The 23,114-nt window shown below is 46.4% G+C and carries 26 protein-coding genes and 2 pseudogenes; 12 read left to right on the top strand and 16 right to left on the bottom strand.

What is annotated here, in order from left to right; all coding sequences use genetic code 11:
• Positions 1-518: 518 nt before the first annotated feature.
• The 5 genes from AC1XUF_RS26550 to AC1XUF_RS26530 all read right to left on the bottom strand — a co-directional run bounded on the left by AC1XUF_RS26550 (position 519) and on the right by AC1XUF_RS26530 (position 3,818).
• Positions 519-1,292 (bottom strand): SDR family oxidoreductase, encoded by a 774-nt coding sequence (locus AC1XUF_RS26550; RefSeq protein ID WP_483344891.1) that lies wholly within the window; start codon positions 1,290-1,292, stop codon positions 519-521.
• Between the two features lie 2 nt (positions 1,293-1,294).
• Positions 1,295-1,954, bottom strand: a complete 660-nt coding sequence (locus tag AC1XUF_RS26545) for a peroxiredoxin-like family protein (RefSeq protein WP_483344890.1) — start codon at positions 1,952-1,954, stop codon at positions 1,295-1,297.
• 15 nt (positions 1,955-1,969) lie between these two features.
• Positions 1,970-2,821: an enoyl-CoA hydratase/isomerase family protein gene (locus AC1XUF_RS26540; protein WP_483344889.1), complete on the bottom strand. Its 852-nt coding sequence runs from the start codon at positions 2,819-2,821 to the stop codon at positions 1,970-1,972.
• Between the two features lie 85 nt (positions 2,822-2,906).
• Positions 2,907-3,443 carry a carboxymuconolactone decarboxylase family protein gene (locus AC1XUF_RS26535; RefSeq protein ID WP_483344888.1) on the bottom strand — a complete coding sequence of 179 codons (537 nt, stop codon included), beginning with the start codon at positions 3,441-3,443 and terminating at the stop codon, positions 2,907-2,909.
• A 264-nt stretch (positions 3,444-3,707) separates the two neighbouring features.
• Positions 3,708-3,818 carry a hypothetical protein gene (locus AC1XUF_RS26530; protein ID WP_483344887.1) on the bottom strand — a complete coding sequence of 37 codons (111 nt, stop codon included), beginning with the start codon at positions 3,816-3,818 and terminating at the stop codon, positions 3,708-3,710.
• A gap of 18 nt (positions 3,819-3,836) precedes the next feature.
• Between AC1XUF_RS26530 and AC1XUF_RS26525 the strand changes: the two genes are divergently transcribed.
• Positions 3,837-4,010, top strand: coding sequence for a hypothetical protein (locus tag AC1XUF_RS26525; protein ID WP_483344908.1), 174 nt, complete (start codon positions 3,837-3,839; stop codon positions 4,008-4,010).
• On the opposite strand, the pseudogene AC1XUF_RS26520 reads toward AC1XUF_RS26525, so the two are convergent.
• Together AC1XUF_RS26520 and AC1XUF_RS26515 are read right to left on the bottom strand one after the other, a co-directional pair.
• Positions 3,977-4,425, bottom strand: a pseudogene (locus tag AC1XUF_RS26520) (SDR family NAD(P)-dependent oxidoreductase); the annotation flags it as partial. The gene AC1XUF_RS26525 and the pseudogene AC1XUF_RS26520 overlap by 34 nt on opposite strands.
• Before the next feature lie 119 nt (positions 4,426-4,544).
• Positions 4,545-5,411 (bottom strand): helix-turn-helix domain-containing protein, encoded by an 867-nt coding sequence (locus AC1XUF_RS26515; protein WP_483344886.1) that lies wholly within the window; start codon positions 5,409-5,411, stop codon positions 4,545-4,547.
• 555 nt (positions 5,412-5,966) lie between these two features.
• On the opposite strand from AC1XUF_RS26515, the gene AC1XUF_RS26510 reads away from it, so the two are divergent.
• From AC1XUF_RS26510 to AC1XUF_RS26485, 6 genes and pseudogenes are all read left to right on the top strand, one after another.
• On the top strand, positions 5,967-6,206 hold the full coding sequence (locus AC1XUF_RS26510) for a single-stranded DNA-binding protein (protein WP_483344885.1): 240 nt from the start codon (positions 5,967-5,969) through the stop codon (positions 6,204-6,206).
• Positions 6,207-6,481: 275 nt separating this feature from the next.
• On the top strand, positions 6,482-7,132 hold the full coding sequence (locus tag AC1XUF_RS26505; protein WP_483344884.1) for a GIN domain-containing protein: 651 nt from the start codon (positions 6,482-6,484) through the stop codon (positions 7,130-7,132).
• 458 nt (positions 7,133-7,590) lie between these two features.
• A pseudogene (locus AC1XUF_RS26500) lies at positions 7,591-7,674 on the top strand (short-chain dehydrogenase); the annotation flags it as partial.
• A 108-nt stretch (positions 7,675-7,782) separates the two neighbouring features.
• Positions 7,783-8,643, top strand: coding sequence for a helix-turn-helix domain-containing protein (locus AC1XUF_RS26495; RefSeq protein ID WP_483344906.1), 861 nt, complete (start codon positions 7,783-7,785; stop codon positions 8,641-8,643).
• 64 nt (positions 8,644-8,707) lie between these two features.
• Entirely contained in the window at positions 8,708-9,697 is a 990-nt protein-coding gene (locus AC1XUF_RS26490) for an aldo/keto reductase (RefSeq protein ID WP_483344883.1), read from the top strand.
• A 7-nt stretch (positions 9,698-9,704) separates the two neighbouring features.
• Positions 9,705-9,914: a nucleoside triphosphate pyrophosphohydrolase family protein gene (locus tag AC1XUF_RS26485; RefSeq protein ID WP_483344882.1), complete on the top strand. Its 210-nt coding sequence runs from the start codon at positions 9,705-9,707 to the stop codon at positions 9,912-9,914.
• A 51-nt stretch (positions 9,915-9,965) separates the two neighbouring features.
• Here the strand turns inward: AC1XUF_RS26485 and AC1XUF_RS26480 are convergent, their stop codons facing one another.
• The 4 genes from AC1XUF_RS26480 to AC1XUF_RS26465 form a co-directional block, all read right to left on the bottom strand.
• Positions 9,966-10,310, bottom strand: a complete 345-nt coding sequence (locus AC1XUF_RS26480; protein WP_483344881.1) for a YciI family protein — start codon at positions 10,308-10,310, stop codon at positions 9,966-9,968.
• Positions 10,311-10,374: 64 nt separating this feature from the next.
• Positions 10,375-11,148, bottom strand: coding sequence for a helix-turn-helix domain-containing protein (locus tag AC1XUF_RS26475; RefSeq protein ID WP_483344880.1), 774 nt, complete (start codon positions 11,146-11,148; stop codon positions 10,375-10,377).
• 132 nt (positions 11,149-11,280) lie between these two features.
• A complete protein-coding gene (locus AC1XUF_RS26470; RefSeq protein WP_483344879.1) occupies positions 11,281-12,198 on the bottom strand; it encodes a helix-turn-helix domain-containing protein in 918 nt (305 codons plus the stop codon).
• 58 nt (positions 12,199-12,256) lie between these two features.
• Positions 12,257-13,057, bottom strand: coding sequence for an SDR family oxidoreductase (locus AC1XUF_RS26465; RefSeq protein ID WP_483344878.1), 801 nt, complete (start codon positions 13,055-13,057; stop codon positions 12,257-12,259).
• Between the two features lie 272 nt (positions 13,058-13,329).
• Here AC1XUF_RS26465 and AC1XUF_RS26460 point away from each other — a divergent pair, with 272 nt between their 5' ends.
• The 3 genes from AC1XUF_RS26460 to AC1XUF_RS26450 are packed head-to-tail and all read left to right on the top strand — an operon-like array spanning position 13,330 to position 15,512.
• Entirely contained in the window at positions 13,330-14,148 is an 819-nt protein-coding gene (locus tag AC1XUF_RS26460; RefSeq protein ID WP_483344877.1) for an oxidoreductase, read from the top strand.
• 25 nt (positions 14,149-14,173) lie between these two features.
• A complete protein-coding gene (locus tag AC1XUF_RS26455; RefSeq protein WP_483344876.1) occupies positions 14,174-14,638 on the top strand; it encodes an SRPBCC family protein in 465 nt (154 codons plus the stop codon).
• Positions 14,586-15,512 (top strand): helix-turn-helix domain-containing protein, encoded by a 927-nt coding sequence (locus tag AC1XUF_RS26450; protein WP_483344875.1) that lies wholly within the window; start codon positions 14,586-14,588, stop codon positions 15,510-15,512. Before AC1XUF_RS26455 ends, AC1XUF_RS26450 begins: the two co-directional genes overlap by 53 nt.
• Positions 15,513-15,758: 246 nt before the next feature.
• Here the strand turns inward: AC1XUF_RS26450 and AC1XUF_RS26445 are convergent, their stop codons facing one another.
• Complete coding sequence (locus AC1XUF_RS26445; RefSeq protein ID WP_483344874.1) at positions 15,759-17,507, bottom strand: alkaline phosphatase D family protein; 1,749 nt, start codon at positions 17,505-17,507, stop codon at positions 15,759-15,761.
• Positions 17,508-17,756: 249 nt separating this feature from the next.
• On the opposite strand from AC1XUF_RS26445, the gene AC1XUF_RS26440 reads away from it, so the two are divergent.
• Together AC1XUF_RS26440 and AC1XUF_RS26435 are read left to right on the top strand one after the other, a co-directional pair.
• Complete coding sequence (locus AC1XUF_RS26440) at positions 17,757-19,151, top strand: alkaline phosphatase (protein ID WP_483344873.1); 1,395 nt, start codon at positions 17,757-17,759, stop codon at positions 19,149-19,151.
• 102 nt (positions 19,152-19,253) lie between these two features.
• On the top strand, positions 19,254-20,009 hold the full coding sequence (locus AC1XUF_RS26435; RefSeq protein ID WP_483344872.1) for a metallophosphoesterase family protein: 756 nt from the start codon (positions 19,254-19,256) through the stop codon (positions 20,007-20,009).
• A 24-nt stretch (positions 20,010-20,033) separates the two neighbouring features.
• Here the strand turns inward: AC1XUF_RS26435 and phnN are convergent, their stop codons facing one another.
• From phnN to AC1XUF_RS26415, 4 genes are all read right to left on the bottom strand, one after another.
• Positions 20,034-20,591: a phosphonate metabolism protein/1,5-bisphosphokinase (PRPP-forming) PhnN gene (gene phnN, locus AC1XUF_RS26430; RefSeq protein ID WP_483344871.1), complete on the bottom strand. Its 558-nt coding sequence runs from the start codon at positions 20,589-20,591 to the stop codon at positions 20,034-20,036.
• Between the two features lie 89 nt (positions 20,592-20,680).
• Positions 20,681-21,502 (bottom strand): phosphonate ABC transporter, permease protein PhnE, encoded by an 822-nt coding sequence (gene phnE, locus AC1XUF_RS26425; RefSeq protein WP_483344870.1) that lies wholly within the window; start codon positions 21,500-21,502, stop codon positions 20,681-20,683.
• Positions 21,503-21,508: 6 nt separating this feature from the next.
• Positions 21,509-22,306 carry a phosphonate ABC transporter, permease protein PhnE gene (phnE, locus tag AC1XUF_RS26420; RefSeq protein ID WP_483344869.1) on the bottom strand — a complete coding sequence of 266 codons (798 nt, stop codon included), beginning with the start codon at positions 22,304-22,306 and terminating at the stop codon, positions 21,509-21,511.
• Positions 22,307-22,314: 8 nt separating this feature from the next.
• Positions 22,315-23,082: a phosphonate ABC transporter ATP-binding protein gene (locus AC1XUF_RS26415; RefSeq protein WP_483344868.1), complete on the bottom strand. Its 768-nt coding sequence runs from the start codon at positions 23,080-23,082 to the stop codon at positions 22,315-22,317.
• Positions 23,083-23,114 lie beyond the last annotated feature (32 nt).

The raw sequence follows: 23,114 nt of genomic DNA, 5'->3' as shown, positions 1-23,114 counted from the left end.
AGACTTACTACAAAGCGATCCGGGAGCTGAATGAATTTGGCTACATCTGCTACGAGCCGTCATTCAAGAAAAATCAGCCCAGCAAGATTTCGCTTCCGGATCGGCCTAGTCTAAATAAATAAACTTTACAAAATGAATATCGAGTTTGTCACAAAGGAGGATTTGCAAGTCCTGCGGCGCGAAGAACAAAATTTGCACGCAGAGATACGCGCATTTATAGCCCGCTTTCTCTTCTCCTGGCTATTATGCATGCGGCTGCCTTTACTATTGTACCGGCTCTACTTGCATGTTGAATGCAGCTGCAAGCGCTCTCCCTTGCAGGACTAGTAATCGCGCCTTCTCTCCTGCAAGTATTCAGCGACAAGGGTTTCATCGGAGCTTTTCAAACCAGTTAGACGCTCAATCTTCGCGCATAGCACGCTATCCACTTTTCGTTTGCGAAGAATCCTTTTAACAATTGTAAGTGCAATTGTTTGAGATCGTGAATTAATTAAGGAACGCTAAAAAAACAAATGACATTATTCAACCGGGTTAAATAGCGCCATTGCGGTCATGCCTCCATCCGCAATAATATTCTGACCGGTGATATAAGAAGATCTGTCCATGGCCAGGAAAGCAATGATGGCTGCCATTTCTTCAGCACGGGCTATCCGCTTTAAAGGCGTTCTGCTAACTACAGCATCCACTTTGGTACTATTCAAGAGCAGTGCCTCAGTAAGCGGTGTTTCAGTGAACCACGGCGAAAGCGAATTTACCCTGATCCCATCACTAGCCCATTCTGAAGCCAGGTTTTTTGTTTGCTGAATTAATCCTGCTTTAGACATGCCATAGGGCGAACCTGTTTGAACATCCAGAAAACCGGCAACAGAAGCTATGTTGATAATGGCAGGGTTTTGACTTTTGATCAGTAAAGCATGTAAGCCACGCGAAAGTTCGAAAGGTGCAACCAGGTTTACCTCTAATACCTTCCGGTATTCTTCCGGTGTAAAATCCAATGTCGACTTACGGATATTCATGCCGGCATTGTTAACCAGCACATCCAATGCTCCCCAATGCGCTTCTATCCAGGTGGCCACTTCACCGCGGTCCTCCGCATTGGCGATATCACTCACTAATCCGGTTGCATTAAACTTTTCTTCCCGAAGTTCCTGTTCAAAGTATGATACCTCCTCCTTGTTACGGGCGGTGAATAGCACCTGAGCGCCCAGCTTTAACGTTTCGATTACGGCGGCGCGACCAATACCCTTAGTGCCGCCAGTGATCAGTATCCTTTTTTGATTTAAATTCCACATGATTATAAGCTTTTAAGAACTTTCAGAATTTCCGCGGGCTCCGCGCGTTTACGGTAATCGGTGTTCACAAAAGCATATTTGATCAACCCATCCGTACCGATCAGGTACGTTGCCGGAACAGGCAGTCCGTTGGTAGATACACCATTGTAGTTTTCCAGCTTATGGAACTCATTGTAGATCTCGATCAGTTCTTCATTAAGGGTAAAATCGATACGAAATGCGCGGGCCACTTCGTTGTTATAGTCGGTCAGCACTTCAAAAGCCAGCTCGTTTTTCTCGCTTGTGCTCAATGATTTATCAGGCAGTTCCGGCGAAAGGGCAACTAAGGTGGCACCTGCAGCCTCCAACTGGGGCAAATAGCTTTGCAGATAGCGCAACTGGATGTTACAATACGGGCACCAGCCCCCGCGGTACCAGCTAAGTATTGCCGGACCATTTTTTAACAGATCAGCTAATTTGACCGGCTTATTCAAAGCATTACTCAGCTCAAAGTCTGGAGCTGTGTCGCCAACCTTTAGCGCCGTATCGTTTAACGCTTTGATCTCTTCAATTCCGTTCTCGAATTTATCCTGTAAGCCTTCAGGCGCTTTGGCGTTCCAGGATTCCTGGAATGCTGCCAATTCACTTTGCAATGAAGCACCACTGGTATGTTGATCATTCATTTTCAATTGATTTAGTTATTTTTTGCCTTTGGCTTTTTCTTCAGTCGCTACTTTCAGATCCGTTGCTGTAACGCCTTCAACTGCAAGGCCGTAGCCTACCTGTTCCAAAAGATCTTTGCGAAGGTTGTCTGCAAACATGGCGCGCATATGCCTTCTGGTCAGTTCTGGTATTGCCAGCAGCTTTTTGGCCAGTTCGTAAGCTCGTTTTTTTAATGCCTCGTTATTGGGTAACACTTCAGCAACTACGCCCATATCTTTAGCTTCTGCGGCACTGATCTTTTGTTGTGTATACAAGAAATAGCGGCTCCGGTAATCTCCGATGGCCCTTTTCCAAACGGTTTGTACACCATCACCTGGCACGATGCCAAACGTTAAATGCGGGTAATCCTGGAAATAAGCACCATCGCTGGCAATGATAATATCTGCGGTGAGGGCATATTCAGAGTGGACGGTTGCAGCCCCGTTTACGGCGGCGATTACCGGAACGCCGATACTTGACAGGTTTTGAAGTGATTGCTGGCCTTCCCACCAGGTTTTGTCCCATTCGCGCGGGTTAGTAATGTCACCGAGGCTCGGGCCGTCGATCTGTGCGAAAAACTCGTTGCTGGTACCCGTAAGGATTATAACTTTGTTATCTCTGTCTTGGGCGATCTGTGAAAATGCTTCAACGAAGTCATGGTGATCCTTTCCGGTAAATACGATTGGGCCGTTGTTGGTTGTGAACCGTACCTCAAGAATACCATCTGCGGTACGGGTCATATTGAGATGATCAAAACGGGAGAAATATGCGGGGTTGTGCGTTTGAGCTTTTGTACTGATGGAACTTGCAACTATTGCGATTGCCAAAGCGGTTTTTTTGATAAACATGATATTGTTGTATTAGAAATGAAAAAATTATAATTAATTACGGTGGTGGTTTAAACACCACCGTCCACCGTTTGACCTTGATTGATTAATTTAATGCGGGTGCTAACGGCCAATCAACAGGGATATCTGTTAAAGCATGCAGGTAGTTGGTAATGATCTTATCGCCGATAACGATGACAACATCGATCAAATTAGCTTCTGTGTAACCAGCTGCGAAGAAGTTTTCTAAAATGTCAGAGGTAACATGGCCGCGGTTTTCGGTAGTTGCTTTAACCAGTTTAGCTAATGCATCCAGTTTAGGGTCAAAGCTGATGTTTGCACGGCGGATGTCTAAGATCTGCTCATCGGTAAAGCCGTTCATTTTGGCAAACTGTGTATGGGCGCTCAGGCAATAAGAACAGTTGTTTACCTGGCTAACTACCAGGTTGATCACTTCACGCTCTTTGGCACGAATAGATGATTTCCTGTTTTGCAGGGCAAGGTAATCGCTTAAAGCTGTATCGGCGTGACCGAAGATGGCATACAGGTTAGGTACGAAACCAACCATTCCATTCAGGTTTTCAAAAATAGCCTGATTAGCTGGAGAAACTTGTTCTTTGGTTGGAATTGAGAATTTTTCCATGATTATTGTTTTTTTATTTTTTGTATTGTCTTTTGACATTACAAAGGTGCGGCTAAGGCGTGGGCTGATGAATGGAGAGAATTCCCGACGATATGTAAAATTTGCCTTTCCGGAAGGATTTTTAAAAGGTTCTTATTTTTACTTCTGCTTCTACCTGCATCCCGGCTCATGCTATATAAGAAAACGACCGGAGACTCATAGCCATCAAAAATAAAGGCCCCTTTCACCAGAGAGACCTTTTGAAGCCAGTAATACTGTTCTTGATTATAACGTTCTTAAGCCGCCATCCAGCAACAACTCACCGCCCACCATGAACCTGAAGTCGTCAGAGGCGAGGTAAAGAAAGCCCTGGGCCATTTCTTCGGTAGTCCCCATGCACTTAACTGGCGTAGCTTGTGCGATATAAACTTTATCAGCAGCAATTTCTTCCTGGCTGGCACCGCTTCTTTCAAATACTGGGATATCCGCCGGGCCGCGGACAAAGCATTGACGCGGATCCTGCGGGCCTGCAGTTCTGCGGAAAAGCTATGGGCCAACGAGCGTACGACCGCTTCGGTAGCCGCATAGGCCGCAATGATAGGCAGGCGATTATCACTAACGGTCGAACCTGCCAGGAGAATGGAGGCCCCATCATTCAGATAAGGCAATGCTTTTTGAACGGAGAAGAAACACCCTTGAAATTGATATCTCTGGCCTGGTCGAACATAGCTTCGGTATAATCACTCAATAGCCCCGTAATATAAACGCCTGCGCTAACAACGAGGATATCTATTTTCCCAAAAGTTTGGTCGACCTGTTGATAGAGTTGATCTATTTGCGCCAGATCTGCCGTGTTGCTAGCAATGCCTATTGCACCTAACCCTATCTGGTTTACAGCGCTGTTCAGGGTTTGTTGGTCCGGCCTGTAATGGCCACATGCGCGCGCTAGGGCAAATAATTGAGCTGTTGCCAGACCAATGCCGCTGTTACCGCCGGTAATCACGGCAACTTTATTTTCTTACTTTTTCATGTCTTTTGTATGTTCTGATTGAACAATACAAAGGTGCAGAGACGGGAAAGGCTAAAGAAGAAAGAATAGAGAGATTTCCCGCCGACATGGAACTATTGCCCTGAAGAAAGTAAAGCTGCATTAGCATTCCGGAAATCGGATGGGGCGTATCCAGTTTGCTTCTTGAAGAAATTACTGAAGTACGAGGCATCATCATAGCCCAGGTGGTAGGCGATTTCCTTGGCAGATTTATCGGTATACATCAGCAGGCGCTTGGCTTCCAGTATGATCCTGTCCTGTATTACAGTAAGTGGGGATTTATGGTTATATAAAGCGAAGTAATTAGCCAACGTCTTGGGTGATTTATTTAATTGATCTGCATAAAACTGCACGGTATGCTGTTTTCGGTAATTGTTTTCAACCATTAGGTTGAACTTACGCAGCACATCGAGTTTATCTTCAGTCAGAGCCTTTTCCGTAAGGTATTGTTTTTTACCCAGTCGGGTAACAATAATGATCAGCCGCTTTAGCAACATTTGCAGCATATCGCGCTGTATGGCGTCCTTGTCTTCAAATTCATCCATAAATACCTGCAGGAGCAGATTGAGCTTTTTTTGCTGTCTCGCATCCAAAGTGATGAACATGATTTCCGCGGAACCGTAAAACAAAAAGCCAACGCAGCTCACTTCCTTATCATGATCTACGATGCAATAAAAGTTGCGGTTGTACTGCCAGGCAATAATCTGTTCAGGCTTTTCAAAAGTAAAGGTTTGATTGACCATCAGTGGCAAAATGGATTGGGAGGGAAACTGGTATTGGATGCCATCTATTGTTACCGTTTGGGCAGGGCCGTCATTCCATGCGATGGTTAAAAACTTGTCTTTACGATCCCGCTGAAAAAATAATCGGTCGAAACCAGGTTCGTGTAAGGTTAAGTGGAGTTCACCTGCGGACATAGGATCTATATAGTCTACCTTCATGTTACAAAGTTGGAAGTAGACGCAAATATAAATAAGAGTATATTATCGAAGTCGAAAGTTCTTTCGACCAATCGATGTTGTATGAATTGCTATCGAAGGTTAATGCCGTCCCCTTCGGTCGGGCTATCCGATTCAATATCACTTATGGTGATGATTTCCGCTGCTATCCCTGACGGTTTACAAAAGATATCATTAAGTGTAAAAGACTTTTCCGGCCTTCCCGTTGCCCTCTTGCAGGCTATTCCGCTGTGTGTTCAGCAGTCGGTATCTGGCCGTTTTCTTCGGATTGTTTTCTCCGAAAAATAATGCAGCCGCCCTTTTGCCTGCAAGGGGCTTTCGCGGCATATCCGCGCTCCTTCGTCGCTGTGGTATTCCACGTCCCCTTGCCGTCAAAGCGGCCGCATTTTCCATTTTACTACAAAAAATCAGAAGAATGAAAACGTCCATCAAAACACCGACAGCACAACAAAACAACAGTAAAACAGCCGCCGCCGCGTAGGCCAAGCCGAGGGGAAAACAATTTTTTACAATTAAAAAAAACAAAAAACGACAATTATGGAAATCACAGGCAGAGTAACCGCAGACGCAATCGTAGCAACCACCAAAGGCGACAAACAAGTGGTCAATTTCAGCATCGCCATCAATGACAGGTATCAGACAAAGTCAGGAGAAAAAAGAGAGGTAACCGAGTTTGTCCGCTGTGCCTACTGGATCGGTGCAGGTGTAGCAAAGGCGCTCACCAAAGGAACACTCGTGCAGGTCTTCCTTCGTCGCGTACGGGATGAATTGCCATAGCAACCACGATTACTCCGCAACAAAAAGTGCCGACAAGAAATAGTTTGGTATAAAATGACGCTCCGCAACCGACTTACTGTTTTACTTAACGTTAAAGTTCCTGTTAGATTTGCAATGCTGCGCTTACTAAATGACAACTGGTAGATTCGGACACAAGTGTCCGAATCTGGACAAGCCAGCTCTCCAAAAATGGTTCAATAAGCCCAAAAACGCATTTTTTCCGATGGAATAAAAGTTGCAGCAACTTTGGGATCAATCTTCAATTCGCTACGACTATGAAAAGTTTAATGATGGCACTAGTGCTTTTGCTATCTCTCGATGTGTATGCACAGGAAGGCCTATATGACCCTAAAAACGAGGTGCGCGGTAACGGAAAGCCGGTTCAGTTCACAAAAATTACCAAACCATTCAAGGATGTTGAAATCAGGCAGTTCCCGGCAGAAATTACCATTGACGCGGGAGCTAATGAGTCGATGGTAGCCCTCACGATTGACGAAAACCTACGACCCCTATTGCGAATTGATGACGAGGGAGGCAAATTGAAACTGTCTTTTGAACACCCACAAGGTATACCCTTCTGGATTAGCAGTAATTCCATAAGAATTACGATCAGAACACCAGAGTTAACGAGTTTGACATACCAGTCTAATAGCAAACTGTTAGTGAACAACCTACGAGGAAGCACACTTAACTTTGCAAATCAGGGCAATGCCATAGTAACATTGCTAGGTAGCATCAAAACAATGAATCTAACCAACCTGGCGAATGGATTCGTTGATGCGGAAAATTTAACCACGGATAAAGCAAACGTGGTATCCCGCGCAAATGGTAGCGTTCGCGTTCATGCAAAGGAAGTAAGTTTGGTTAACACTGGCCGCGGCAGCGTTGTCAACGTCGCTGACCCACATCGGCAGGGTAACAGGTAACCCGGCCATGATGGTACAAATTATCGACCGGTTGCATGGCGCAACTTCTCATAAAAAAGTTTAGAGTGGCTATTCATATCACTGGTTTGTAGTTGGGGATGGTGCTAGCCATTCCTAGCAGACTGCTCAGTCTACGGGGTTGGTCTGCATCGTTCTGATCTATCTCCGGGCGAACGATGAACTCCATATGAATCATACTAACCAAAAAGACGAGCAACTTTTTCAGGTGCTGGCCAATTACAAAGGCGAAGACGCGATTAAAACGGTCCAGTATGCTCCTGGTACGGAAAGGGACGGATATGGATCATTATCAATACAAAAATTAAGGATTTTGTCTGCAATAAATACAAAGCGGCTAATGGCACGAAAAATCTGCATGGGTCCCCTACACTCTTTTTGCCACGTTACTCCGATACTTATTTGCACAATGTGTATGTAAACGGCGCACCCCAAGGGGGATGAATGTGCCACTCGGCAGGGCCGGACACCCGGACGAGATCGCTAAAACAGCGCTCTCCCTGGCTTCGGATGATTCCAGTTTTATTACTGGTACATCAAATTGCCGTGGACGGGGGGCAGCACCGTACAGGTATGATCCCTCGACAGGCCGGTACATGCACCCGGCCTGTTTATTTTTACTATTTTTAACTATGAAAAACGGTGAATTCTACCTCAATCCCCATAAGCAAAATAAGCAGCTGTCGATTCGGCTGGTCGCCCCGGATTTCGGACACCTCGATCCGGGTATCGCGGCGAACTACGATTTTACCCAGCATAAAACCCATTACTTTTTCCTCCTGATGCTGGAAGGAGTCGCCCGACATAGCGTTGATCTGCAGCCCTACGAAATCCAAAATAACGAACTGCTTTTCATATTGCCGCACCAGATGCACCAGCTCCCAGGCGAAGGTCATGGTAGTGATTATTTTAAGCTTGGTTTCGATGAGCACTGTCTTTCCCTCTTACCCAAGACCTATCCTTTTCTGATCAATCCCTTTAACCGCCAAAAGATCACTTTCAGCCCGGCAGCTGTAACCCGGCTAAAGTCTATATTTATAATCCTTCGCGGACTGTTGAGTGAAATGGATAGCGAATTTGAGCTCATCCTGGCATACCTCAACAGCCTGCTGACTGAGACCAACATCGCTTATTTTACCGCAGAAAAGAGGCCTAAGGACGACAAACTGGCCAGCTATATCCGTTTCCGGCTCCTGATTGAAGAACAGCTAACCGAACAGCCCAGTATCAGGACCATTGCAGAAACACTCGCGATCAACACCAACGGCCTATACCAGCTGGTCAAACACTATTCAGGTCTTTCCCCGAAGGCCTTCATTACCCAGCGGCTGATGCTGGAAGCCAAGCGGCGCCTGTATTATGGGGAGCACACCTCCGTCAAGTCCTTAGCTTTCGATCTGGGTTTTAATGACCCGGATTATTTTTCCCGCCTGTTTAAAAAAGAGACCGGCCAAACCATTGCCTGCTTCATTCAGGATTTGTCAGGGAATTAGTTGGTTTTGTCCAGCCCTGACACACCGGCACTCCCGACCTTTGTTCGGAACAAAACACCGAACCATGAACAGAACACTTGGAAAAAACGGCCCGCTTGTATCCGCTGTAAGCTTAGGCTGCATGGGCATGTCCGGCGCCTACGGCCAAAGCGATGATATCAACTCAATCGCCACCATTGAAAGAGCCCTTGAACTGGGTCATAACTTTTTAGACACCGCCGACTACTATGCCGTTGGCCATAACGAAGAACTCATCGGCAAGGCAATCAAAGGCAAGCGAGATAAGGCTTTTCTGTCGGTAAAGACAGGGCAGCTGGTCGCTCCCGGCCCGAACGGCGCCATGGGTCCAGGATCCGTAGCCGGGCACCCCGACTTTATAAAAAATGCTTTGTTTTACAGCCTCCGGCGCTTGCAAACCGACTACATTGACCTCTACACCCCGGCACGGGTCGACCCTAAGATACCTATCGAGGAAACCATCGGTGCGCTCGCCGAACTGGTGCAAAAGGGTATCATTCGCTATATCGGTTTGTCGGAGGCATCGGCAGAAAGTATCCGAAAAGCCGTAACCGTTCATCCGATCACCGCGCTTCAAATAGAATATTCGCTCTGGAGCCGGGATATTGAAGCCGAGGTATTGCCAACGATCCGCGAATTGGGTATCGGCTTGGTTGCTTATGCACCGCTTAGCCGGGGTTTCTTGAGCGGTGAATTCCAAAAGCCCGAAGATATCAAAGATAGCAGAGCTAACATGCCCCGCTACCAGGGCGAAAACTTTTATAAAAATCTCGAACTGGTCGAAAAGATCAAAAAGCTGGCTAATGAAAAAGGATGTAGCCCGACGCAGCTGGCCCTGGCCTGGGTTTTAGCGCAGGGGGAAGATATCATCACCATCCCCGGCACCAAGCGCATCAAATACCTTATAGAGAATATCGCAGCCGAAAACGTCCAATTAACCAGCGAAGACCTGGCCGCTATTGAAGCGATCATGCCTGCCGGGAGCGTTTCAGGTACCCGCTACCCGGAACGGTTCCTGAGTTTCCTGAATAAATAAATTTCAGTTGAACCAAACCCGGAATTCCAGTGGCGGCAGGCCAAATCCGGGCTCACAGGCTGAACTGGAACGTAAGCTTGGCGAAAACATCTGGTGGGTGATCGTATTGGCCGACCGCACAGGTGTCGGCATCAAAGCTGGCCATAAAGCAATTTCTACCGAAGACCAAAAAGATGTTAGAAAGATAGCTTGCTATTTGCAAGGGGTGGTATCCTAAACACCCCATGTAAATTAGCTGAATTAAATCCGGTCCGACAGAACACTTCTGCTACTTTATGATTGCGATGACTTTTGGGATTTCCCGTACCTCCACTGTGCCGCCGTAGGCCAGGATAGGACATGCTTTCGCCCTTTCAAGCGCTTCCTCAATCGATGCCGACTGAATAACGAGGTTACTGACTACTTTCAGTCCTTCCGAAAAAACAGTTTGTTCTTTGATTAGCTTGTTCTTTCCGGAAACCGTAAAACTTTTGCCCGGAAAGGCAAAGCTCAAGATGTAAATACCATCTGATTTCCATTGCTCGATCAACTCGTCCCATTGTGGGGTGACTGATTGCGCCAGCGCAGTATCATACGTATCCGGCACTCTTACTAATAGGCTGAACTGTTTCATTTGCGATATTTTTTAAGCAAATATCACCTTTCTCCCGACCCCATAATTGTAAAAAATCATTGATCTACCAGAAATCGGCAGATCGATAGAATTCGGTCGGGGTCTGCCCTGTAAACTGTTTGAAATCTTTATTGAAATGGGCCTGGTCGTAAAAACCCGCCGAGAGCGCTAAGTCTAAAATACGCTCCTGCGGTTTGATTTGAGCGATTGAGGACATCCGGAGAATAGAAGCAAACTGTTTGGGCGACGAGCCTGCTGCTCTCCTAAACCGCTTTTCCAACGCATCGCTGCTGATGTGGAGATCATCTGCCAAGTCTTTCACTCTGATGAACCCTTTCGCCGCATGAATTTTTGAGACAGCAAACTTTACAAGTTGATCTGGTTTTTCATAGGTTAGTATACGCAACAGAAATTGTTCGATAACATTTACTCTTTCAATAGCTGTTTTTGCATAACCTAGGAGTTCTTCAACAATTTGTAATTCCTTGCCGCCGGTCAGTTCGCTAAGGGCAAAGCTTTGCTCAAATAATTCATGTGGGGGAGTTCTAAAAAACAACGGAGCAGCGCATTCATGGAAAAGGACGACAAGGGTTGAAGTCTGCTTTGCATAATTAATAAGCCTGACAGATTTCCGTAAGCCTGAAACGCAAATAACTGGAAGCATCTCTTTGCCCGAAACAGTTGTGTAAGCATTCTGTCCTTTGAATCGGAATGCCATACTAACAGAAGTGGATGGAATCACCCGGTTCTCTAATTCATTGCCATCACTCTCAATGATCTTAATCGATTTGACAAATGGTCTTAATTGTTCAGTCGGACAGAAATTGGAGATACGCATCGCTTGATCGACAGGCTGGTTTATATGAATTCCGCCAAAACAAAAATAGCAAAACAGAGCTAAATATAGCTTTACCTCAGACGTAACTTGCTCTATTAAAAGAACCTGTGGACCAGGTCCTTCGATCGATCCTCAATTAAAGCTTGCACGAAATTCCACGGGTGAAAAATTGGTCTTCGATTTAAATAATTTACTGAAAGACTGCGAGTGCTCGAAACCTAGCTGATAGGCAATTTCACTCACAGTCAAATCGCTGAATGTCAACACCTCCTTCGCTTTTTCGATGAGCTTGTTATGAATATGCTGCTGCGTATTCTGACCTGTCAATGTGCGCAGCATATCACCCAGGTAACGGGGCGACACGTGGAGTTCGCTGGAGAGATACTGGACGGTCGGCAGGCCTTTCAGCAACGCAGTTTCGTCATCGAAGTAATCGGTCAGCAGCAGGTCCAGCTTTTCCAGCAATGCGTTATTGATCGGTTTCCGAGTGATAAACTGGCGTTTGTAAAACCGCTGACTGTAATTCAGCATCAGTTCCAGCTGAGATATCAGTACATCCTGGCTCAGGTCATCGATCGCAGTCTCCAGCTCGTCGCCGATGTTTCTCGCAATGCCCGCGATGACCGACTTTTCTTTATCAGACAAATGCAGCGATTCGGTCACAGAATAAGAGAAAAATCCATAGTGCTTGATTTTAACATCCAGCGGGTAATTTCTCAAAAAATCCGGGTGAACCAATAATGTGAATCCCCGCGTAGACTCGCCCGTTCGGACACCCGTCAACGGCTGGCCGGGCGAGGTAAAAAACATCCCGCCTTCCTGAAAATCATAGGTAGTTTGCCCGTACCGCATCCTGCAACCCGCCGATTCGTTGTAAGTAATGTTGTAAAAATCCATCGCAAAAGTGTCGGCCAGCATTTCGGAGGTAATCTGCACTTTGCTGTAATCCAGCAGGCTAATCAACGGATGCAAAGGTTGCGGCAGGCCAAATGCCCGCTGCATCTCAGCAATGGAGTGGTAAACGCGTGGTTTGAGATGTTCCCCTTTCATGATGTGATAAGCAGTTACCGGTGCAAATTGTTCCAACCCGCACCGGCAGACTATTGTTTTAAACCGCGGCCAACATTTGCTTGATCCCGTCCCGAAAAGCCTCGTCGCCCACAGCAAGGCGTTGCGCATAGAGCTTTTTGGCATCCTCGCCGCATACATACCGCAACGTGTTCGTACCATCTGTAGCGGCCCCATACACCACTTCGGCAATCTGCTCTGAGGTGGTCACGATCTGATCGGGCGCAATCAGTGCCATGAACTTGTTCGTCAAAGCTTCATACGCCGGGTGCGTCGCAAATACCGATTTGCTGCCTATTTCCGTTGCTACAAGTCCCGGCTCAATGGTTTTGATCCCTACACCAAACTCGTTGAGTTCATACGACAAACTTTCAGCCCAGCCTTCGAGCGCGAATTTGCTGGCGTCGTACATCGAACTCACAGGAAAGCCCATCAAACCCGCCGACGAGCCCGTGGTGATAAAAAGCCCCGCCTTCCGCTGCCTGAAATAGGGAATAAAAGCCTGCGTCACCCGCACGACGCCGAAGAAATTGGTCTCCATCTGCTGCACCAGCTGCTCATCGGTAATCGACTCCAAAGCACCCAGCAACGCATAACCGGCATTATTGAACACCACATCAATATCGCCCAAAGCCAGCGCCTTTTGCGTGGTTTCACGGATTTGCGCCAGGTTTGTCACATCGAGCGGCAGCACCGTCACATGATCCAGCAGGTTGAGCTCTGTTTCATTCTCAGGCGTACGCATGGTAGCGATTACATTCCAGCCACTTGCCGCAAAAAATTTAGCCGTAGCCCTCCCTATCCCGGTCGAAGCACCGGTAATAAAAATCGTTTTTGTCATTTGTCTTACTGATTATTTTCAAGAGACAAATTTCCGTCGCACGCGGCTTCGTCTTGTAGCGGATTTGGAGAATGTTGTAGCCAAAATGGAAAACCGCAATCTGACTCTATGCCAAGCGATCAGTTAAAACGGCCCGAGCCCATCCCCCAACAGCAAAAATATCACATTCAGTAATTTGTGTTAGATATCCCGTTTACTGTGTTAATCCGCGCGGATAGGTCGATCTAAATTTGCAATGTAAATAATTCAAAACATTCAAAAATTTAGAAAAAATGAAAAAGGTAGCATTCATCACAGGAGCAAGTTCAGGAATGGGAAAATCTACAGCCAACATCCTGCTTAGTCAGGGCTATACAGTTTACGGAGCGGCAAGACGCACCGATGAAATGAATGACTTGAAGGCAAAAGGAATTGGTGTTGTTTCTCTTGATTTAACAAATGACGCATCAATCGTTGAAGCCGTAAAAACGATTCTCGACAAGGAAGGCAGAATTGATATTTTGGTGAACAATGCGGGATATGGTTCTTATGGTTCTGTTGAAGACGTGCCCCTTGAAGAAGCAAGAAGGCAGTTTGAAGTAAACCTTTTTGGAATGGCAAGACTGACACAGTTGATCCTACCAAGCATGCGCATGCAACGATCTGGCAGAATCGTAAATATTTCCTCGATGGGTGGTAAAATTTACACGCCGCTTGGAGCATGGTATCACGCCACAAAGCATGCCGTAGAAGGTTGGAGCGATTGCCTGCGTTTAGAGGTAAAGGAATTTGGAATAGATGTGGTCATCGTGGAACCTGGTATTATTAAAACACCATGGGGTAAAATTGCAGCAGAAAATTTAGAGAAAACCTCAAGCACAGGCGCTTATGCCAGCTTTTCCAAAAAAGTTGCCGAGAATTTTAAGAAAATGCAATCAGGAAACCAAATGACCGATGTTGAAATACTCGGGAAGACCATTGCACAAGCGGCTACCGACAAAAAACCAAGAACCCGGTATGCAAAAGGTAATATGGCAAAACCGGCAATTGCCATCAGAAAATGGTTTGGTGACCGTGTGTATGACAAAATCATTATGAGTCAGGTTAAGTAAGCTAAAACTTATAAAATTCAAAGAAATGAAACAATATCATACATCCGTAAAAATTAATGGCTCGATAGACCAGGTTTGGAATGAGCTCACCAACTTCCAGGAATATCCTGAATGGAATCCTATTGTGGGCAAGCTGGAAGGGGAAATGAAAGAAGGCGGTAAAATCTCTACCTTTATTGTTCCTTTAAAGAATACTTATTTCCCTGTTTTATTAAGTTACAAGGAAAACCAGGAACTGGTTTGGCAAGGGTCGCAAGGATCAAAACTTTTGATAGCAGCGAAGCATTATTATCATTTAAAAGCAATTTCAGCGAACCAAACGGAATTGCTGCACGGGGAATACTTCACAGGCATTTTTTCTTATTTTTTGCCAAAATCATTCCTGCCGACCATGCTGACTGCTTTTGAAAAACACAATATTCTTTTGAAAAAACGTATTGAAAGTAACAAAAACAATGAGCCACGACATTCACAATATCAGGTCAATTAGCCAACTGCACGAAATCTTTGGATTTGGCAAACCTACCCATCCTCTGATTAGTATCATTGATGTTTCAAAATGGGAAATCCCAGAGCAATTTATTGGCGTGAAATACACATCAAGCTTATATACCATTGGGTTGAAAGACAAAAGTTGTGGTTTGCAATATGGTAGAAACACTTATGATTTTGATGAAGGCGTGTTGATTTTTACGGCACCGGACCAAGTGCAGTCTGTATCAAAGGCCCAGGAATTGGATGAGATTAAGGGGTGGATGTTATTTTTCCATCCCGATTTAATTCGCAATACGTCTTTGGGGAATAGTATCGAAGATTATGGTTTTTTCACTTACGATGTGCATGAAGCCCTTCATTTGTCTGATACCGAACAAAAGACAATCACTGATTGCAAAACGATGATTCAAAACGAAATTTTGGAACGCATAGACAACCATAGCCAAACCGTGATAGCCTCTTCAATGGAGTTGCTATTAAACTTGTCCAGACGTTACTATGAAAGGCAGTTCAACACCCGGTCGGCACAGAATTCGGATATTGTCAGCCAATTTCATACGTTACTCAACAGCTATTATAAAAGCGGAAAGTTTGCGGAAACGGGCATACCGTCAGTTGAATACTTTTCAGACAAAATACATCTTTCGGGAAATTATTTAAGTGATTTGCTGAAAAAAGAAACGGGCTACGCAATAAAAGATCACGTAAATAACTTCATTGTCGAAAAAGCCAAAAACCTGTTACTCGGCGAATTGGAAACGGTTAGCGGCATCTCCTATAACTTAGGATTTAACTACCCTCATTATTTCAGCCGTTTATTCAAAAGCAAAACAGGTTTAACACCGCAAGAGTACAGAAAGCTGAACTAATTAAGACGTTTGACTTGCATGCCGGGATGAAAATAAACCGCCCGCTCCAAATTCGTCACTCTTGCTATCACCCTCTTCGCTGATAGTATTTAATGAAGTAAATTTTCAATTTCTGATGTACAAGGATAGTTTGCCTTGGAAAATTCACAAAATCTATCACATTGAAACCAGCAATCATTTGACAAGGCCACCCGAGGGATGATGGCCTTGTCAAAAAACTCCCAAAACACCTGTTCAAAAAGGCCTTTAACCTAAAATAGTCTCCGTATGCCCTACAGTGGTCGCAATGGTTGGCGACGTAATTGTGGCCACATACCGCCATTCGCTTACGATTTGGCTGGTGCTGAATTTGGCAAGCACGTATCCCCTTCTTGATGCATCCAGATATTCCAGGTCATCGACCAACAAAGCCAGTGCCTGTTCAAATCCTCCCAGCGAGGCTGGATCTGCGCCGAGATATTCTTCAAAACCAGGCGAAGTAACAGAAGAAGTCGCCAGTTCGCGCCCGGCCTCGGTCTTGTCGTTTGCATTCAAATGAGAATACCAGCCATTATGCGAATCTCCCGATAGCGCAATCAGTTTTTTGCCTTTTGCCATGGCATATACAATCTCCCTTTCAACCGGGTAACCATCCCAGGCATCCAGGTTGTAAGGCAATACCGTTTGTATCCGGGCAATTTCCTGCGGCGTCAGCGTAGGGTCGTTGGCCAGAAACCGGCCTTTGATTTGTGTAAGCTGGATCAAAAGCGTTTGAAACATCGTGAATGTCGCAGGAGCAGCCGAGCCGGTAGCATCTACTTCGCCGACGATCTGCACAATGGCAAGCAGCAATTCAGCCGGGACATACATTTTGCCCATCAAAACCTGCTGCCCCAGAACTTGCCATGCACCCTTGCCCGTACCCATGGCAGAACCCAGCCAGGTGAGCTGCTCTTTCCCAAGAATGGTACGGTTGGGATTCAGCCAGTCTTTTTGAAAAGCAGCGGCATCCAATCCGGTTTGAGTCAGGTAGTCTGCATAGGAAAGCTGCTTATCCCGGCCAATGATCCTGGTATCCAACATATGCAGGTCCATGATGTTGCCAAAAGAGAAGCTCCTGTAAATTTTCTCGTCAACAAGCGTTCGCACGCCTATATATTCGTGATAGGCTTTAATTGCACGTTCTTTTCTCTCCTGGAAGCTGCCTTCATTCTGGTTATGGTTTTGTGCGCCATCCTTAAATGCGTCATTGGCAACTTCGTGATCGTCCCAGACACAAATGAAAGGCTTCTTCTGGTGTGCCAGTTGTAACTGGGGATCGCTGCGATATTGCTTAAAACGCGTACGGTAATCGTCCAGTGACAGGATTTCATTCGCAGGATTGTGGAGACGCCCAAGCTTGATCGTGTCCGGATTGGAGCCATATTGTCCCGCGCCATATTCATAGATGTAATCGCCCAGATGCAGCACAACATCCGCTTCGGACGCAGCGATTGCCCCGTAGACATTGAACAGACCAGCCGGATAATTAGAGCAGGAGCATACTGCGAGTTTCACTTCTTCCATTTCCCCGGCTTTGGCAAGCGTTTTGGTTTCACCGGTCGGCGAGACAACCTGGGTATTGGTGATCGTGAAGCGGTAATAGTATCTGGTGTTTGAGGTTAAACCACTGATATCCACACTGACGGTAAAATCATCATTAACTGACGCGTCGACCATCTCGGTTTTGATAATCTGACCAAATGCCTGGTCAGTAGCCAGGTCATAGGTAAGGGTCACTTTTTGTGATGAAGAATTGGCAGGAGAAACCCGCGTCCAGAGAATGATCTGGCTGGTGGTCGGATCAAAACTGGCCACGCTGTAATCAAAGCTGCCATTTTGATTAGGATCGTTGGGGTCGGGAATGTTGTGATCGGTGCAACTTCCAACCAAAACGGTTGACAAGATGACGCCACCTGCTCCCAGTACGGAGCGCTCTAAAAATTTTCTGCGGTTAATCGTAGCATTACCTTTCATACAGTCATAGGTCTTTTGAGATGAACCCATAAAGCTACCACCTGTGTATTGCCAGGATGTAACCAGAACTTTAACATTCGGTTAACTTAGTGAGACGATATAGGAAGCGGTGCAATTCACTCTCTTTCAAATCGGATTACTAGGTCAACTTCGATGCTGGTATGGAATGAGAAAAATTAACATTCCCGTAAAACACTTACATGTAGTTTTGTTGACACCTCAACACCGATAAAGCAACCATTTTCCTCCATGAGAAGAAGAGACTTTTTTACCAATAGCGCCGCAGGTTTGCTGCTTGGGCCCATTTCAATTTCCGAAAAAAAGAACACAGCCCAGCCTTTGAGCAAGACAAAGGGCCTGGCGAAGAATATTATTTTCATGGTAAGCGATGGCATGAGCACCGGAACACTGAACATGGCCGACCTGCTGCTAAAACGTAAATATGGACGGGAAAGCGCATGGTTAAGTTTGTACACCAACAAAACGGGCCGCCGGGCCTTCATGGAAACTTCGTCGTCCAATGCGCTGGTGACCGACTCCGCTGCCGGGAGCTCTGCCTGGGGCGGTGGCAAGAAAGTACCCAACGGCAATTTGAATGTCAATGCGGACGGCAGTTTCAACAAACCTATTTTGCAGAAATTCAAAGCGGCAGGCAAGTCGGTTGGTTGCGTTACTTCAGTGACTATTACGCACGCTACCCCCGCCGGTTTTTGTATCAATAATAAGTCCCGCGGTGATGAATCGGAGATCGCAGAGCAATATCTAGACCTCAATTTCGATGTGATGATGGGTGGCGGTGCGGAATTTTTTCAGGCCGATAAAAGGAAAGATAAAAAGGACCTTTTTGGTTTGTACGAAAAGGCGGGGTATGCATTGCCCCGGAACAGTCAGGATCTGGCCGGGTTGACGAATTTGAAAAAACCAATTATGGGCGTGTTTTGCGAAGGAGCACTACCCTATTCGCTGGATACATTTGACGATGCACAACTCAAAAAAACAGTCCCGTCACTTGCGGAAATGACGCGCAAAACACTGGACCTTCTCTCGAAGAACCCTAAAGCATTTGCGGTCCAGATCGAAGGAGGAAAGGTCGACTGGGCGGCGCACTCCAATGATGCCGGGGGACTTGTATACGATCAAATTGCTTTCGATGAAGCGATCGGGGTAGCCCTCGACTTTGCCGCGGCTGACAAAGAAACTTTGGTGGTGATCACAACCGACCATGGCAATGCCAATCCGGGGCTTTTCGGCAGCGACAAGCAGTTTGATATGCTTCAAAAATTCAGACATACCAATAACTGGATCCTGGGCGATTTGAAAGAAATGCCTTCCGCTTCCCAGCTCATCGAAAGGATTGAATTTGCGCAAGGCTATGCCATCAAAAAAGAAGAAGCGGCTAAGTTGCTAAGCTTGTTTGGCACGAAAAACGACAGCGGGCTTTACATCACAAACAAATCCCTTTTCCGGGAACTGGCAAATATCCAGACCCACTATACGGGCATCGGCTGGGCAGGAATGGACCATTCGGCAGATTACGTAGAGCTGGCCATGTTCGGGCCAGGCAGCGAGAATCTGAAACCGTTTGTACAAAATACCGAGTTGCACAACTTTATCCTCAACATCACCGCAACCGAAAAAATTTAACGGAGCCCCGGAAACGCCGACAGGCAAATTATTACAATTCTAACAATTCGATATTATCATTGCGATTATCAAAATTGGTAGTAATTATTCGAAGCGGTTGAAATGAAGCTAGCTGTAATTGGGGACATTCACGAAGATATTGTCGCGCTCAGAGAAGCGCTGAGGATCATTGAAACTCTAAATTGTGACGAGATCGTTTGTCTGGGCGATATCATCGGCTATAAGGTTAACCGGTACAATTTTCTGGAAACCAGGAATGCCAACGAATGTATTGCGCTCATCAGGAGCAATTGCAGCGAGGTGGTGATTGGAAATAATGACCTGTATCAGATCAAAAAACTGCCCATCCATAATGAGGTTTTTGATTTTCCAGAAAACTGGTTTGAACTGGATTATTTCGAAAGAAAGCAGCTGGCGCAGGACCTGGTGTTTCTGTATGATGATGTGGAATTAATGGCACTCATTACCAAGGAAGACAAAAAGTACCTTCATTCCCTTCCCGAGATCATCGTCCGGGATTTCGACGGCGTAAAAATCCTTTTATCCCACTTCGCCTTTCCCGATCCCACCGGCATGAGCACTTACTATCCGAAAATGGCTGAAGAATTCCATGGCCATCTGGCTTTCATGAAGAAGCACGCCTGCACGATCGGTTTTTCGGGACATATGCATTTCGAAGGGGTAAGTATCTGCAATCACGACATCCTCGTTCGGAACGATTTCGGGAAATTTCAGCTCGGCAACCAGGTCCAGTGGCTATATGGGCCGTGTATTACAAGAGGGAGGTTTAAAAATGGTTTTATGGTTTTTGATACAAAAACCTTTGAACTGGAATCAATTCCTTTATTCATGCAGTAAGAGCTCTGCTTACTGCAATTGAAATTATTCGGTGAATATACCGGCCAGCAAAACGGATGTGATCTCGTCGCCGGCGGTTTCCAATAACCCGTCATTTTGAATGACAATGACGTTATTGTTTTCGGAAAACTTCAGTTCATTGGTGCGGGCCATTCTTTTTTCGATTTCCTCCAGGCTTTCCCTTCTCCTTGTGGTTAGCCTTTCATGTATCGTTTCGGGTTCGGCTTTGATCAAAACCGTCGTCATCCAGGGATATCTCTTCAATGCCTGCGGCAAATATTCCCTGGATCCGTTCACGACTACACTGCAATTCTGGCTTAACCAAAAATCAACCTCCCGCCCGATCCCGTAGCGGTTTCCATGGCTTTCCCAATCCATGATGAAGAGGCCACTCAACTTGCGCTGTTCAAATTCCCCCTTACTCAGTGCTACGTGGTTTTCGCCACCCGCGTGGGCCGGACGCGTGATATACCTGTGGGCAAAAAGCACTGGAAAATCCCCGTTTATTTTTTCCCTTGCATAATTCAGCAGGGAGTCTTTTCCCACCCCGGATGCACCGATCACATAAAATAGCTGGCCCATAGGTCATTTTGATTCTCCGGCAAATGTGCCTCCGCATTGTTAGAAACGGGTTAGCATCCTGTGAGAACTTGCCTCATGGAATCGTACTTTTATTTTAACTGATCGTTCGAAAGGATTTTTTTACGTAAAAAGTCCGAGAGCTTTTCAATGGAGACGATCAGGATAATGGTAAAGACGATCATGCCGAGCGCGTCCCTGTACCGGAGTAATTTCAGGGCCATATGCAGCTCGAATCCGATACCTCCCCCACCAAAAATCCCCAAACCGATGGCAGTGCGGAGGTTGATATCAAATGCATACAAAAAATTGGCAATAAAAGAAGGAAGTACCTCAGGCAGAATACCGTAACGAATAATCTGCAGCCTGCTTGCGCCGACACTGTGTATGGCCTCCAGCGGTTTGTTTTCGGTATGTTCGATAGCGTCGGCAAACAACTTGCCGAACATCCCGATGGAGCCGATAATCAGGGTAAGCGTACCTGCAAAAGGCCCCAGACCCACCGCAATAACCCAGATCAGGACAATGATCAGGCTGGGGATAACCCGCTCCATGGCCAAAAGGAACCGGATCAGATTTCTGATCAAAAAGTGGGGTGTCGTGTTTTTGGCCGACAAAAAAGCAAGTACCATCGCAACCGACCCGCCCACCCATGTTCCCAGGAACGCCATGGCGATGGTTTGCAGCAATGAATACCACAACCTGCCATTGCCGTTGACAATGCCCAGGTTCGGCGGCAGCATGTCCGCCAGCAGATCGGTCATGTAATGGAATTCCGAAAAGATCATCCAGGGATTAAATTCCAGGTATTGGCAAATGGCGACAACCCCAATCGCCGAAACCAGCGTTAGAGTAGCCTTTTTTCTGAATTTCCGGGACGGCAGTAGATCCTTTTCGAGCTGATGTATTTCCATGGTGCGTTATAAGGTTTCCTGCCTCTTGATCCTGCTCCGCAGAAAATCCGAGATCCTTTCGCTGGTAAAGACCATGGCCAGGATGATGATAATTGACACCATCGCCCGACGGTATTCGAGCAGGGCGAATGCATTGTACAGCTCAAAGCCAATGCCCCCCGCACCAACGGCGCCAAGGACGATCGACATCCTGATATTTACCTCAAACCTGAAAATGGAATTGGTTACGATGGCTGGAAAAATAACCGGCAGCACGCCAAACAAAATGATCTGGGCCTTATTGGCCCCGATCGCGTGCAGACTTTCGAGCACAATCGGGTCAATTTCTTCAATCGCGTCCGCAAAAAGCTTCCCCAGCATACCCACGCAGCCAAGCGACAATGCGATGACACCGGGAAAAGCGCCCAGGCCAAATCCGGCGATCAGGATGAGCAGAATGATGATCTCCGGAACGGAACGCTCAAAACTGATGAGAAACCGGCTGATGTTCCTCACCCATTTCCCAGCCATGTTGCTCGCAGCCGCCAATGCGAAAAAGAGGGAGATCATAGTCCCGAAAAGGGTGGACAAAAAAGCCAGGAGCATGGATTCGAGTGCAGGACTTAGCATATCATCAAATGCTTCCCAATCGGGCGGGAACATGAAATAAATGAATTCGAATGCATTGCCGATCCCTTCTGCAAGTAGATGAAAGTCCACACCAACCAGCATGGAAGAACCGACCGTGAGCGCGAGGATCATTGCAAACGGCAGGTACAGCCCGTTGTACCGTTTGTAGCTGTATTTTTTGAGTGCCTCCTGCATGGGGTGCGTTACGATTTTTCTGTGATCTGAGACAATTCCTCTCCATAAATCTCCATCAGCATTTCTGCGGGTATCTGCGGATCATTGTTGTAGGCTACTTTGCCATTTTTGATGGCGATAACCCGGGTGCAATAGCGGGCAGTCATTTCAGGCTGGTGAAACACACCGATGACCGGCACTTCTTTGGAAAGGTCACGAAGGATTTTGATGATCTCTTTGGCATTGTACGGATCGAGATTCGAAATCGGTTCGTCGGCGAGCAGCAGGGAGGGGTTTTGAAAAATCGCCCGCGCAATCGCCACCCGCTGCATTTCGCCGCCGCTCATGCTTTGTACCCGCGTTCCAGCCAGTTCCCCTATCCTGACACGGTCGAGCGCCGTCAATGCTTCGCTGGCTTCCTGGTCCGTGAACCCATACAGCAAACTTCTAAACGTGCTGATATTTCCCAATCTCCCGATCATGACATTTTCCAATGCCGACAATCGTTTCACCAGACTTAACCCCTGAAAAACCATCCCGATCTGCCGCCGTACTATTCGGAGCTCTTTTCTTTGCAAAGCGCAGATATCCACCTGCTGCCTATCGTTTCCCGTAAAAAGCACAGAACCGGAATCCGGCTTCAGCAAACCGTTCAGACAGCGGATCGTCAGTGTTTTACCGGCGCCGCTGGGGCCAAGAATGCCAATGAACTCCCCTTTTTCAACCTTAAATGAAATCCCGTCCAATACTTTTCTGCCGTTGGGCAACGATTTTGTCAAACCCACAACCTCAACCATGTTCTTAAAAATTTATCTGGTTTAGTAATAGT

The organism is Dyadobacter sp. HNCC25DJ185, assembly GCF_056895195.1.
This window is presented reverse-complemented; position numbering and strand designations above follow the sequence as displayed.